We start from the raw sequence: 13,166 nt of genomic DNA on the forward strand, positions 1-13,166 counted from the left end.
CTACAGATCCTTGCTGCAGTCGCGCGGTGTGATGCCCTTCTCTTTCGCATACGCATTCGCCGAATTTTCGATAATCGGACGCAGCAGCGCTCGATCCGCCTGCACCCAGTCGCTGATCACCTTCCACTGCTGTCCGTCCCATTGCTGGAATCGCACGGCGCCGCCGCCTTCATGGTCCGAGCACGACAGCTTGAGCGGTTGCACCAATCCGTACGCGCCCAACTGTTTCAGGCGAGGGTTGTCGAGATCGAGGTGTTCAAACCCCCAGCGGACCTGTTCGCCCGTCAGCGGCTTGTTGCCGTATTTCGCCTGAGCAACGCGCAATGCTTCGACATTGAGAATCCCGTTCACGACACCCAGGTTGTAATACACCGTCCCGAAGCGCGCCGGATCGCTCAGGTTGCCTTTGCCCGGCTTGATGACGTATTGATCGATCGCCTGCAGCACGGGATAGTTCGTACCCGACGGATGCGTGGTGATCGAGATGAAACCCTTGGCGGCGTCGCCCGCAGGACGCACGTCTTCTTCCGAGTTGCTCCAGATGTTGCCAATGATGTGGTTCGCCGGGAAGCCCACCTTCTGCGCGGACTTGAGCGCTACCGGATTCATCACGCCCCAGCCTCGCAGGATGACCCAGTCAGGGTTGATCCGATGAATGTTGAGCCACTGCGAACCCTGTTCGTTGCCCGGATGCGGCACCTCGATCTGCGTCAGTTCGAAGCCGTACTTCTTCGCGAGGATATCGAGTACGGGAATGGTCTCGCGGCCATAAGGCGAGCCGTGATAAAGCACCACGATCTTCTTGCCCTTCAAACCCTGCAACCCGCCTGACTGTGTCCCGATGTAATTGATGATCGCGGACACTTCGCTGTATGGGTTCAGCTGCAGCGGAAACACGTAGGGGAACACGGCGCCATCGGTCGAGTCCGTGCGGCCATGATTGATCGTGATGAGCGGCAGCTTGTCCGCCGTCGAGCGGTCGATGGTTGCATACGCTATGCCGACCGAGAGCGGATTCGTGGCGGCCGCCGGTGCGCCGTTGAGGCCGGCCTTCAGGCGCTCGTAGCATTCCACGCCCTTCTCCACCACATATTCTGTTTCGCATTCGCTCCACGTCAGCTTGACGCCGTTCACGCCGCCGTCACGGGTATTGATGAGCTTCATGTAGTCGATAAAACCGCCAAAGAAACCGGTGCCTCCCGCCGCGTAGGGTCCTACTCTGTAGCTCTGCAAGGGGAAATACTCCTCGCCCCCTGCGTACGCATTCGACGTGGTTGCAACAACGCCGGCGGTGAGCAAAAGCGATACGCCGGCGATGCCAGCCACGCGCGACCGGGTCGCGCGAAATAAACGTGATAGTGAGAGATTCATGCTGAACGGGTCCGTGTCTGCCTGGATTGAGATGAAAGATTGATGACTGTCTCTGCGAAAACATTCAGGCCCGCAGCGGCCAGTTCCTGAGACGCTGCCGGGCGATCTGCACCAGTCGCGCAAGCCCGTCCGGCTCCTTGATGAGGAACACGATGATCAACGTGCCAAAGAGGATCTTCTGGAGGTTCTGAAGTTGCCCGACGTCCACGCCAATAGCGGCGAGCGCACCCGCCGTGTGGGACAGCGCAATAGGCAGCAAGACGATGAAAGCAGCGCCGTAGAAGTTGCCTGCAATGCTGCCCATCCCGCCGATGATGATGATGAACAGCACCTCGAACGACAGGTTCAGGTCAAAGCCATGCGGCTCCACCGTGCCGAGATAAGCGAACGCCCAGAGCGCTCCCGCAATGCCGATGACAAACGAACTGACAGCGAACGCCAGCAACTTGGTGCGGCCAATCGGAATGCCGATGACCGCCGCTGCCGTGTCCATGTCGCGTACTGCCATCCAGCGCCGGCCGAGTTCGCTGCGCACCAGGCTGGCGGCCACTACGAACACCACCACGGCAACGCCGAGAACGAACTGATAGCGCGACACCGGTGTGGCGATGGACCAGCCGAAGATCGACAGCCGGGGAGCGCTCAGGACACCGGACGTATCGTCGTTGGAGAACCAGCTCACTTTGGTGAGAAGCCATTCGATGAAAAACTGCGCGGCCAGCGTCGAGGCAATCAGGTAAAAGCCCTTGATGCGAAGACTTGGCAGGCCGAACAACGTGCCGATGATCGCCGTGATCAAGCCGCCGAGCAGAAGGTCCGCCAGCAGCGACAAGCCCGGTACACGGACGGCGAAGTTATAGGTCGCGTAGGCGCCTACGGCCATGAACGCCGCAGTGCCCAGCGACAGTTGACCGGCATAACCCGTCAGCAGATTCAAGCCGAGTCCTGCCAGGGACAAAATCAAAAACGGTGTGAGCACGGCGCTCAGCCAGTATTCGCTGGCTACGCCCGGCACAGCCGCGAGGAGAGCCAGGCCCACGGCTATAACGAGGCTGGGAGCGACCGGCGTTACAACGTTCAGCCTTGCGTGGCGAATGACGATGTTCGACATAAGCGTCCTCATACCCGTTCGACGGCGGGTTCGCCGAACAAGCCCGCAGGACGCGCGAGCAGGAACAGAATGGCAAGCACATACGGAAACCAGTTTTCGATGCCACCGCCCACCAGCGAGCCCAGATACACCTCGGCCAGCTTCTCCGAAGCGCCGACCAGCAGACCACCCACTATTGCTCCACCGATCGACGAGAAACCGCCGATGATGAGCACCGGCAGCGCCTTCAGCACCACCAGCGACAGCGAGAACTGCACCCCGAGCCTTGCACCCCACAGCAGGCCGGCCACGAGGCTGACGAACCCCGCCAGTGACCAGACGATGGCCCAGATCCGCGGCAGGCGGATACCCACTGCAAGCGCGGCAAGCGGATCGTCGGCCACGGCGCGCAGCGATAAACCCAGCCGCGTGCGATTCGTCATCAGCGATAACGCAATCACCAGCACACCGGCGGTGGCTGCCGCGAACAGATCGAACTGGCTGATCATCACGCCGCCCAACTGAAGCGGCTTATCGTCGATACCCAGATCCAGTCCATGCACCTGCGCACCCCAGAACAACTGGGCGGCGCCTTCGAGAATGAAGCTCAGGCCCAGCGTCGCCATGAAAAGAACGATAGGCGTGCGGTTCACGAGCGGCCGAAGCACGGATCGTTCTATCGCAATCGCAATCAGCACCAGCACGGCAAGCGTTGCGGCAAATGCGAGCCAGGGCGCCACGTGGCGTTCGACCAGGCTCACGAACGTCAGCGCGCCGAACAGCACGAGCGAGCCCTGCGCAAAATTGAACACGCCCGACGCCTTGTAGATCAATACGAAGCCTATTGCGACCAGCGAATACATCACGCCGGCCAACAGACCTCCAACCAGCACTTCGAGGAAGAAACTCATGGATGCAGCCTTTGGGTGAATCGGAGAAGTAAGCGAACGCAGCAAGCCTAGTGACGCGTGCCCAGATAAGCCGCCAGCACGGCGGGATCGGCACGCACTTCGGCGGGTATCCCGTCGGCAATCTTCTTGCCGTAGTCGAGCACGACGATGTGATCGGAGAGATCCATCACCACGCCTATGTCATGCTCGATCAGCACGACCGTCACGCCGAATTGCTCGTTGGCGTCGACGATGAAACCGGCCATCGCGCGTTTCTCGTCGGCGTTCATGCCGGCCATCGGTTCATCGAGCAGGAGCAGACGCGGCTCGGCCGCCAACGCGCGGGCCAGTTCCACGCGTTTCTGAACGCCATACGACAGCGTGCCTACAACGCTATGACGCACGCGTTGCAGGTCCAGCGCTTCGATCACGACCTCGGCGTAACGACGTTGTGTCGCTTCGTCACGTTGTGCCCGGCCAACTCGAAAGGTTTGCTCGATCCACGTGCTGCCGCGATGCAAATTGCGCCCCGTCAACACGTTGTCGAGCACGCTCATGCGCCGGAACAACGCGATGTTTTGAAACGTGCGTGCAATGCCACGATGCGCCGCGTCATGCGGACTCATGCGGCGGCTCTCGGCGCCGTCGAAACGCACGGTGCCCTGCTGCGGCCGGTAGACGCCATTGATCACGTTGAGCAGCGAACTCTTGCCTGCGCCGTTCGGGCCAATCAACGCGCAGATCTCGCCTTGGTGGACGTCGAAGCTGATGTCGGTGATCGCCTTGACCCCGCCAAACGATAACGAAATCCGGTCGAGTGAAAGCAGCGCTTGCGAGGCGATTGGTAAGGATTGCTCTTGAGACGTCACGCGGGTTGTCCTTGTACATCGGCTGCTTGCTGAGCCGTCAGAATGGGCTCAGGCAAACGCTGCCATTGACCATCGTCCGGCCATGTGCGGACATCGATTCGCAACGCCTTGAACAAGCGCGCTGCGTCATCGTCCAGGGCGGCGCCGGCGACCAATGCGGCATGGGTTCGCCTGAAGCCGATCACCTCACGCAAGGGCCGCGCGACAAGCCACCATGCAACGAGGCGCAGCAACCCGGACGATCGCTCATCGGTCAGACGATCGAGCAAGCGGCGCCGGACTGAATTCGCCCCAGGCAGCCTTGCATCGACGAGCCGCGCAACACGACCATAGGTCTCTCGCGTTCCCGCAACCAACGTGGGCGAAAGCTCACGCCGGTCGTTATCGCGGGTCTCCAGCGATTCGGGAAAATTCAGGCGAAAACCGGTCAATAGCCACGGTGCAACGAGATAACGCGCCTGCGCCGCTGTTGCAAATGCCCGAGCCGCGAACGCATCATCGGCCGGATGCAGGTGTTCCTTCGCCGCGATCAGCCGCGCCTCGCGAACCAGCGTTGCATGAGTGATGCGCTGCTCTTCGATGCCGTGCCCGGCGTCATCGCGATAGAAGATAAAAGCATCCTGCTCGGGTCGCGCAACAGCGTCAGCTCCCTTATCCGGCGACACCAACGTGCTGTACTCAATCACGTCAGCATGCGGATGCGGCCGCAAGCCGCGCGGATTCGCGTCTATCACCCACTGCGACAGCGCAAGCAAGCGGTCGACCTGCCGATCATCGTCGGCGAAGGTAAACAGCGGCGCCAGATGCCGCACGATGCGGCCAAGCGTTTGATCCGATACGGAAGGCTCGACCGGCACTGCAACGCCTCCGCGCCATTGCGCGGCGAGCGACAAACACAGCGCCTCTTCGCGCGGCTGGCTAACGAGCAGCAGCGCATCGCCCGCACCGAAGTCATGCGCCGCCAGGCCGGCCGCAAGCGCCTCGACCTTCTCAGCCAATGCGTGCCAGCTTAGCTGCTCCCACAGGCCCAGCCGCTTATGCCTCAACGCGGGCGCGTGAGGACGATGCCTTGCCTGTTCGGCAAGCCATGCGGGCAAAGTGTCCGGGAGCTCCGGCGTCGGCGCTGCCATCTCATGCTGCCTTGGCTTCGAGTTGCGCGGCCTCTTCAAGCTCCCGCACGAGCGGCAAGACCCGTTGCCCGAAATACTCGACCTCTTCGATGAAGTGCAGGAAGCCGGCCAGCACCAGATCCACACCCACCGACTTAAGCTCCACGATCCGCTCGGCAATCTGGCGCGGCGTGCCGATCAGGTTGGTGCGGAAACCATCGTTGTATTGCACCAGGTCTTCGAATGTCGATTTGGCCCAGTTGCCCTCGCCCTCAGGCGATGCGCTGCCGGCCTGCTTCGCGGCGTCGCCGAATGCATGAACCGCTTCCACGTGCGCATGCTTGATGATGTCGGCGAGCACGGCCCGGGCTTCTTCCTCGGTATCGCGGGCGATCACAAATGCATTCACGCCAATGCGCACCTTGTGGTTATTGACGGCGGCCTTGGCCTGGATATCGTCAATCTGCAGCTTGAGGTTCTCGGGCGTATTGCCGTTCGTGAAGTACCAGTCCGACACACTTGCGGCGTTGTCGCGGGCTGCGCGCGAGCTACCGCCCTGGAAGATTTCCGGGTGTGGCTTTTGTACCGGCTTCGGACTCAGCGTGTAATTGTTGAACCGATAAAAATCGCCCCGGAACGTAAAGTTGTCTTGAGTCCAGATGCCCTTGAGCGCCTCGATGAATTCGTGCGACCGGCGGTAACGTTCGTCGTGTTCGAGCCACGGTTCACCGATCGCCGTAAATTCGCCTTTGAACCAGCCGCTTACTACGTTAATGCCGATCCGCCCCTTCGAGATATGATCGATGGTCGCTATCTGCTTGGCGACAACCGCTGGACTCCACGGTCCCGGCAAGATCGCGGCAAGCACTTTCAGTTTGGTGGTTGCGTGCAGCAACGCCTGGCTGAAAGACACCGACTCGTGTTGATTGTCCGCGCCATAGCCCGCCGTAAAACGGATTTGACTGAGCGCGTATTCGAAGCCCGCTTTCTCCGCGGTCTGCGCAAGCTTCTGGTTGTATTCAACGCTCCAGTCGGTGCGCTGCTCTATCGTGCTGACTACCAGGCCACCGCTGACGTTGGGAACCCAATAGGCAAACTTTAGCGCGTCCTGCGTCTCGTCCTGATTCCCGTCTTGCTGCTCGCTCATTGCGATCTCCTGATTAATTAGCATACCGATGCACTGATGTCGTGCATCGTCGTTGCGATTTCTGCTCACGGATCCTGAATCTATTTCAGCCAGCCGCAGCCACCCAAGCAATTTATTCAGCTATCCATATGCGCGGCGGCCGGCTTAGATAAGCAGCAGCAACGGAACGCGACGCTCAAACTGCGGTATCGGCGCAATGCTGTTGGGAGGCAGCGGTGATGCGCACCGGGACGATAAACATTGCGGAAAACGATCTAACGCGAGTGAAGTCGATGGGCTAGATTGAACAGTCCTCGTGCTCGCATTCGGCCGCCCACGACTCATCATTCACAACACCCAAGGATTCTTGACATGACACAACTGCCGCCTGTAGCGCTATCGGTTGGAGCGGATTACGAAAGCGTCGCCAGCCGCTTCAGACCCATCTTCGAGCGCATTGCTGCGGGAGCTGTCGAACGCGACCAACTCAGGACCCTGCCCTACGATCAGATCGAGGAGCTCAAGCAAGCGGGTTTTGGTGCACTACGCGTGCCGGTGTCGCATGGCGGTGCAGGCGTCTCCGTCAAACAACTGTTCCGCTTGCTGATCGAACTCGGCGCCGCCGATTCGAATCTTCCGCAGGCGTTGCGTGGGCACTTTGCTTTCGTCGAAGACATAGTCAACGCACCCGCCAGCGCCGAACGCGACCAGTGGTTCGCGCGTTTCGTGCGCGGCGACCTGTTCGGCAATGCGTGGACGGAAGTTGGCAACGTCGCGCTGGGCAGCGTCATCACCAAGGTAGAGAAGCAAGGTGACGGTTGGGTCTTGAACGGCGAGAAGTACTACAGCACGGGCAGCATTTTCGCGGACTGGATCGATGTCTATGCGCAGCGTGCTGAAGACGGCAGCGACGTGATTGTCGCGGTCGCCGCGAAGCAGCCGGGCGTGACGTTGAGCGACGACTGGGACGGTTTCGGTCAGCGCACCACGGGCAGCGGCACCACGGTATTCAAGGACGCGACGGTTGAACCGGGTCATATCGTCGACTTCGCGCGGCGCTTCAAATATCAGACCGCGTTCTACCAGCTATTCCATCTGGCGACGCTGGCCGGCATCGCCCGGGCGGCCGAACTCGACGCCGCGGCCGAAGTGCGCGCCCGCAAGCGCATCTATAGCCACGGAAACGCGCCGCATGTGAGCCAGGACGTTCAGATCCAGCAAGTGGTTGGAGAAATTGCAGCGTGGGCGTATGCCGTGGAGGCTATCGCGTTGCGCGCGACGGAACCGGCGCAGCGGGCATATGAAGCGCGTTTTGCCGATGATATCGACGCCGAGAACCGCTTTAATATCGAGGCTGAAATAGAGTCCTCCAAAGGCCAGATCGTTGCGACGGAACTTGCGTTGCGCGCCTCGACCCATCTTTTCGATGCGCTGGGCGCATCGGCCATTGGCGGCGGCAAGGCGCTTGATCGTCATTGGCGCAATGCACGTGCGGTCTCGTCGCATAACCCGATCGTGTACAAGTCCAAACTCGTTGGCGACTGGTCGATCAACCGGAAAGAACCCATCTATGTCTGGCAGATCGGAGCAGGACTGGGACCCGTGTCCACGTAAGTACTCGGTCGGTAAACCTGCCTGTCTGCGAGGCGAGGCGAGGCGAAGCGAATCAACCTACCCGCCGTTCGTGTCCAGATGACCCTTGAGCGCATCGATAAACACACGCACCTTCGGCACCGGATAACGTGCCGAAGGAAAGATGCAGTGAATACCCGCGGGCGGCGATGACCACGCCGGCAGCAAGCGCACCAGCCGTCCCGCTTCAACGTCCTCTCCAATCGAGAAATTCGTCAGGAACGCCACGCCGCCGCCGGCCAATGCCGCTGCGCGACAGGTAGGCGCGGTATCGGCGAGAAAACCCGCGCTGAAGCGCACAGTCCGCTTCCCGCCGCGCGTGCTTTCAAGCGGCGCAACCAGCGGCTTCTGTAACACCGACATGCCGATGAACGGCAATTTCGCGACCGCTTCGAGCGTAGCCGGCTTGCCCCAACGAGCGACGAACCCGGGACTTGCGACAAGCCATTTGACGAAGCCGCCGATCTTCACTGCGCGATGACTCGAGTCCGCCAGGCGTCCGAGCCGGATCGCGACATCGACTGCTTCCGCGACCAGATCCACCTGACGGTCAGCCGACACGAGTTCAATATTGAGCTCCGGATGGCGTTGCTGCAACTCGACAAGCATGGGCGCAATGACGCTCGCCCCATAGTCGATAGGCGTGGCGACACGCAGCGTTCCCCGCAGCACACCCGACTCCTGCGCCAGTGCAGAGATTGCTTCTTCGGTCGCGCTCAGGATCTGCCGGCTCGCTTCGTAGAAGGTCCTGCCCGCCTCCGTCACGCTGACCCGGCGCGTAGTGCGCATGAGCAGGGTCGCCCCGACCTCGGCCTCGAGACGCTGCATATGCGTACTGACCATGGTCTTCGCGATCCCGAGACGGTCGGCCGCGGCCGTTAGCGAACCCGCCTCGACCACCGCTGCAAAAACCACCAGGCGGTTGAGGTTAACCGCGTTAAGGCTGGTCATGGATTGTCCACTTTAAGAGGATTGTCTAACCATCATTATCCGTCTTCTCATGCCCTGTGCGGCGCTTTATGCTTACTCCATCCAAACACCGGTTCAACCCCTTTCAGAGTATCCATCGTGCCTACATTGCCCAAGCCGCTCCAACCCATACGTCTGCATACCACGTTGCTTTCCGGCCACGGGCATCGGGCGAAGCTGTTCCTGACGCTGCTCGATCTGCCTTTCACCACGATCGAACTGAACATGGCGGCAGGAGATAACCGCCAACCGGCGCATCTGGCACTGAATCCGTTCGGCGAGGTGCCGGTGATCGAAGACGGCGATATTGTCCTGAGCGATTCCAACGCGATCTTGGTCTACCTCGCGCGCAAATACGGCGATGCGTCGTGGCTGCCGGACGATCCTCTCGGCGCCGCGGCGGTGCAACGCTGGCTGTCGCTGGCGGCCGGAAAGATCGCGTACGGTCCCTGTGCCGCACGTCTCGTGACTGTGTTCGGCGCGCCAAAGGATTACGCTACTGCGAAGAAGATGGCGGAAGACCTCTTCGCGATCATCGAGCCCGAGTTTCGCGACAAGCCGTTCGCGGTCGGGCAGACGCCGACCATCGCGGATATCGCCGCTTATTCGTACATTGCGCATGCACCCGAAGGCGGCATCTCGCTCGAGCCGTACCCGAATTTGCGCGCGTGGTTGAAGCGCGTCGAGGCACTGCCGCGTTTCCTGGCAATGCCTGTCAGCAAGGCCGGTTTGCTCGCCGAGACCACGTAATACTTCATACGGTACCCGCTTCTCTCCTATAGCGAGAACATCATGTCCACTCCCGCACCTGTCCGCGTCACCACGCCGCCTCCCGGTTGGCGTGCTGTGGAATCGCCGTTCCATGCCGGTGAACTCGCCGCGCAGGAACGTGCGGGAGTGCGCGAGCGGATGGATGTGGACGCGCGTCGCGGGATTCGCGACTACATGCCCGACCAGCATCGGCGGTTCTATGCGGAACAGCCGTTCATGGTGCTGGGTGGAGTCGATGAAACGGGGCAACCGTGGGCTACGCTGCGGGTCGGCGCGCCCGGTTTTATCTCGACGCCGGATGAACGCACGCTGCGTATAGCAGGACGAAGTCTGGCAGGCGATCCGCTTGGCTCGGCCTGGCAGGTGGGATCGATCGTGGGCGGTCTTGGCATTCAGCCCGCTACTCGGCGCCGTAATCGTGTGAACGGCGTGATCACCGCCATCGACGATCAGGCGATCACCGTTGCCGTCAGCCAGAGCTTCGGCAACTGCGCCAAGTACATCCAGAGCCGTACGCCAGTCGAGTTCAACGTGGAAGAAGGGTCGGCAGCGGCGCCGATGGTTTCAAATCGTCTGAGCGATGCTGACCGCGCGCTGCTTGCCCGGGCCGATACGTTCTTTGTCGCCACTGCGAACACGTCAAGCGAAGCGGGCATGGGACGGGGAGCCGACGTATCGCATCGCGGCGGCGCGCCGGGCTTTATTCGCATCGATGAAGACGACACGCTGACCACGCCCGATTTCAGCGGCAACCTGTTCTTCAATACCATCGGTAACCTGATTCAGGATCCGCGCGCCGGGTTGCTTGTGATCGACTTCGATAGCGGCGACCTGCTGTATGTCGCCGTGGTTGCCGAGATCATCTGGGAAGGCGCGGAACTCGCTTCATTCGCCGGCGCCGAGCGCCTGATCCGCTGGCATGTGCGTGAGGTGCGTCGCACGCCGGGCGCGTTGCCCATGCGCTGGTCGGGTGTGCAATACGCGCCGCAACTGGCGAACCTGGGTAGCTGGAAAGTGCAAGACGCTACGCCGGCAGTCGCGAGCGCGTGGCGCCAGTTGAAGGTCTCCGACGTTCGCGACGAGGCCCCCGGCGTGCGATCGTTCTATTTTGAAGCCGCCGATGGATCGGCGCTCCCGGCATACGAACCCGGCCAGTTCCTGCCGATCCGGTTGAACGGTGAAGGGCTTGAAGCGCCCTTGATCAGAACCTATACCCTCTCCGATGCCCATCAAGGCCGGCGCTATCGGATCACGGTAAAGCGCGAGGGCGTGGCGTCAACGTGGCTGCATGAGAACGTCAAGGCAGGAATGCAGATCGAGGCCAAGTCGCCGGGCGGGGCCTTCGTACTCGACCGCACGAGTTCCCGCGCGGTGGTCTTGCTGTCTGCCGGCATCGGCATTACGCCTATGGTCGCCATGTTGAACAGCTTGCTCACCGACACGAGCGAGCGCACACAGCCTGAGCACATTTATTTTATCCATGGTGCCCGGCGCTCCGGAGAACACCCGTTCGCTGATGAACTCAAGGCTGCTGAGCAAGCGCACTCAAACCTCTCGGTGTATCTGCGCGACAGCCAGGCAGGGGCAGGTCCCGCGGGGCGTGTTGATATTGCTTATCTCAAGAGCGTGTTGCCGTTTGGCGATTACGATTTTTACCTCTGCGGTCCCGGCGCATTCATGCAGGACATGTACAGCGGTTTGCGTGCACTCAACATTGCCGACGACCGGATTCGCTTCGAGGCGTTCGGACCGGCGAGTGTCAAGCGGACAGAAATCGCTGTGCCGGCGAAGGCTATCGCTGAGCCTGTGGTTCCCCGTGACCCCGAGCGGTCGTCGAAGGTCGTCTTCATGCGTACGCATCGCGACGCGCAATGGTCGCCGGAAGACGGAAGCCTGCTGGATTTTGCAGAGGCGAACGGCGTGTCGGCTGCATCGAATTGCCGGTCTGGAGTGTGTGGCACTTGCGCCACGCGCGTGTTGTCGGGGGACGTGACGTACCCCGTACCGTGCGAGGCAGAGATCCCGGCGGGACACGCGTTGATATGCAGCGCAATACCCGCGAGGATGGGTTCAGGCGAAGAGTCGGCGGTGGTACTGGATTTGTGAGGGTAACGTACCGGTCTCGGTGATCAGAAGAAAATGAAGTCGTCGTTGCTGTCAGGGAGAGCGCTTAACATGCGCTGAAAGTGATAACCGCCGACCACTCCCGCCAGGCCGATGATGAGCGCAAGCCACACTCGCGTAGTGCGACTGGTATGCATCGCTTTCTGCTGCGTTGAGTTGCGCATTCAGCTGGCCACCGTTGCAGCGTCCGGCAGCATCGAGGCCAGGACATCGGTGAATTCGGTCGTACCGAAACGCCGTTCGCCCACTCCCTCTTCCACGTCGATGCGGCCCGCGTTGTGGGTATCGTAGAGATCAACAATGAGCTGTGCATGGTCTGCGCCAAGGCCGGCGCGCAGCAGCATGGCAGGCCATTCGTCGCGCGGCACTTCATGCGCGCTGATCTCGCGCCTGCTCGCCTCGCTCAGTGCGCGGGCGACATCGAGCGCCGCGATCCGCCGCGGACCTTCAATGCTGACTATCCCGCGCGACTCCCCCAGCAACAACTCTGCCGCTAGCAAGCCCACGTCCTGTGCCGCCACCGTCGGAAAGCGCTTGGTCAGCGGATGATGCAAGCTCGGTAACCTGCCCGTTGCCAGTGCGACGGGTATCACGCGTGCCCAGTTCTGCATATGTTCCGCTGCGCGCAACAACGTCAGGTTCTGCACCGCCGTTTGCAACTGCTTTTCGAGGGCATGAAAGAGCAAGGTGATGCCCGTACCGTGGTCCAGTTCCGCGCCATAGTCGGACAGCGCTAGTACATGAGAGGGTGGATTGGCTCGCAACGCACTGGTTGCAACTTCAATCATGCGATGCATCGTGCTGCCGGGATGTGCGTCACCGATCGGGACAGGGCACAGGATCTGTACTGCATCCGCGCCTTCTATTGCCCTTGCGACCGATGCCGGGTTCAGCAGATCGGCGAGCGCGATCTCGCAGCCCATCCTTGCAAGCTGCTGGCCCTGCGCTTCGTTTCGTACCACGGCTCTGACCGCATGCCCCGCATTGCGTAGCGATGCAGCGCTCATGCGCCCTACTTTGCCTGATGCTCCGAATATCACGAACACGTTCGACTCCTTGTTGAAATGGATGTCGTCATCGTAGGGAGGTTGAGCGTTCCGGGCGCGCAGGGAAGGATCAACCTGCGCAGATACGGATGATTGTTTCGCCGCACTGCCGCAAGACGATCAGGTTCAGGGCGTCGCCCGTCACGACATCGAGCAAATTGGCGGAAAA

12 protein-coding genes are annotated in these 13,166 nt (G+C 61.1%); 3 read left to right on the forward strand and 9 right to left on the reverse strand.

The window, feature by feature from the left end; translation table 11 throughout:
- The 6 genes from ACSOSP_RS21710 to sfnG all read right to left on the reverse strand — a co-directional run bounded on the left by ACSOSP_RS21710 (position 1) and on the right by sfnG (position 6,476).
- The gene (locus tag ACSOSP_RS21710; protein ID WP_455312984.1) at positions 1–1,371 is read right to left on the reverse strand and encodes an ABC transporter substrate-binding protein; all 1,371 of its coding nucleotides are present in this window, start codon (positions 1,369–1,371) and stop codon (positions 1–3) included.
- Between the two features lie 64 nt (positions 1,372–1,435).
- Positions 1,436–2,482 carry a branched-chain amino acid ABC transporter permease gene (locus ACSOSP_RS21715; RefSeq protein WP_455312985.1) on the reverse strand — a complete coding sequence of 349 codons (1,047 nt, stop codon included), beginning with the start codon at positions 2,480–2,482 and terminating at the stop codon, positions 1,436–1,438.
- 8 nt (positions 2,483–2,490) lie between these two features.
- Complete coding sequence (locus ACSOSP_RS21720) at positions 2,491–3,372, reverse strand: branched-chain amino acid ABC transporter permease (protein WP_455312986.1); 882 nt, start codon at positions 3,370–3,372, stop codon at positions 2,491–2,493.
- A gap of 47 nt (positions 3,373–3,419) precedes the next feature.
- Entirely contained in the window at positions 3,420–4,220 is an 801-nt protein-coding gene (locus tag ACSOSP_RS21725; RefSeq protein WP_455312987.1) for an ABC transporter ATP-binding protein, read from the reverse strand.
- A complete protein-coding gene (locus tag ACSOSP_RS21730; protein ID WP_455312988.1) occupies positions 4,217–5,350 on the reverse strand; it encodes an AMP-binding protein in 1,134 nt (377 codons plus the stop codon). Before ACSOSP_RS21730 ends, ACSOSP_RS21725 begins: the two co-directional genes overlap by 4 nt.
- Position 5,351: 1 nt before the next feature.
- Positions 5,352–6,476, reverse strand: a complete 1,125-nt coding sequence (sfnG, locus tag ACSOSP_RS21735) for a dimethylsulfone monooxygenase SfnG (protein ID WP_455312989.1) — start codon at positions 6,474–6,476, stop codon at positions 5,352–5,354.
- Positions 6,477–6,827: 351 nt separating this feature from the next.
- Here sfnG and ACSOSP_RS21740 point away from each other — a divergent pair, with 351 nt between their 5' ends.
- Positions 6,828–8,069, forward strand: coding sequence for an acyl-CoA dehydrogenase family protein (locus tag ACSOSP_RS21740; protein ID WP_455312990.1), 1,242 nt, complete (start codon positions 6,828–6,830; stop codon positions 8,067–8,069).
- A gap of 57 nt (positions 8,070–8,126) precedes the next feature.
- Here the strand turns inward: ACSOSP_RS21740 and ACSOSP_RS21745 are convergent, their stop codons facing one another.
- Positions 8,127–9,038, reverse strand: a complete 912-nt coding sequence (locus ACSOSP_RS21745) for a LysR family transcriptional regulator (RefSeq protein WP_455312991.1) — start codon at positions 9,036–9,038, stop codon at positions 8,127–8,129.
- A gap of 117 nt (positions 9,039–9,155) precedes the next feature.
- Here ACSOSP_RS21745 and ACSOSP_RS21750 point away from each other — a divergent pair, with 117 nt between their 5' ends.
- Both ACSOSP_RS21750 and ACSOSP_RS21755 read left to right on the forward strand, forming a co-directional pair.
- Positions 9,156–9,806, forward strand: coding sequence for a glutathione S-transferase family protein (locus ACSOSP_RS21750; RefSeq protein ID WP_455312992.1), 651 nt, complete (start codon positions 9,156–9,158; stop codon positions 9,804–9,806).
- Between the two features lie 42 nt (positions 9,807–9,848).
- Positions 9,849–11,933, forward strand: coding sequence for a 2Fe-2S iron-sulfur cluster-binding protein (locus tag ACSOSP_RS21755; RefSeq protein ID WP_455312993.1), 2,085 nt, complete (start codon positions 9,849–9,851; stop codon positions 11,931–11,933).
- A gap of 23 nt (positions 11,934–11,956) precedes the next feature.
- Here ACSOSP_RS21755 and ACSOSP_RS21760 read toward each other — a convergent pair whose 3' ends face one another.
- Together ACSOSP_RS21760 and ACSOSP_RS21765 are read right to left on the reverse strand one after the other, a co-directional pair.
- Positions 11,957–12,088: a hypothetical protein gene (locus ACSOSP_RS21760; protein WP_455312994.1), complete on the reverse strand. Its 132-nt coding sequence runs from the start codon at positions 12,086–12,088 to the stop codon at positions 11,957–11,959.
- 27 nt (positions 12,089–12,115) lie between these two features.
- Positions 12,116–12,997 (reverse strand): NAD(P)H-binding protein, encoded by an 882-nt coding sequence (locus tag ACSOSP_RS21765; protein ID WP_455312995.1) that lies wholly within the window; start codon positions 12,995–12,997, stop codon positions 12,116–12,118.
- Positions 12,998–13,166 lie beyond the last annotated feature (169 nt).

It is taken from the genome of Caballeronia sp. KNU42, from assembly GCF_053760385.1.

Bases quoted from the DNA above. Each gene is read 5' to 3' on its own strand.
- ACSOSP_RS21710 (WP_455312984.1), bottom strand. From the start codon at position 1,371: ATGAATCTCTCACTATCACGTTTATTTCGCGCGACCCGGTCGCGCGTG.
- ACSOSP_RS21715 (WP_455312985.1), bottom strand. From the start codon at position 2,482: ATGTCGAACATCGTCATTCGCCACGCAAGGCTGAACGTTGTAACGCCG.
- ACSOSP_RS21720 (WP_455312986.1), bottom strand. From the start codon at position 3,372: ATGAGTTTCTTCCTCGAAGTGCTGGTTGGAGGTCTGTTGGCCGGCGTG.
- ACSOSP_RS21730 (WP_455312988.1), bottom strand. From the start codon at position 5,350: ATGGCAGCGCCGACGCCGGAGCTCCCGGACACTTTGCCCGCATGGCTT.
- sfnG (WP_455312989.1), bottom strand. From the start codon at position 6,476: ATGAGCGAGCAGCAAGACGGGAATCAGGACGAGACGCAGGACGCGCTA.
- ACSOSP_RS21740 (WP_455312990.1), top strand. From the start codon at position 6,828: ATGACACAACTGCCGCCTGTAGCGCTATCGGTTGGAGCGGATTACGAA.
- ACSOSP_RS21745 (WP_455312991.1), bottom strand. From the start codon at position 9,038: ATGACCAGCCTTAACGCGGTTAACCTCAACCGCCTGGTGGTTTTTGCA.
- ACSOSP_RS21755 (WP_455312993.1), top strand. From the start codon at position 9,849: ATGTCCACTCCCGCACCTGTCCGCGTCACCACGCCGCCTCCCGGTTGG.
- ACSOSP_RS21760 (WP_455312994.1), bottom strand. From the start codon at position 12,088: ATGCATACCAGTCGCACTACGCGAGTGTGGCTTGCGCTCATCATCGGC.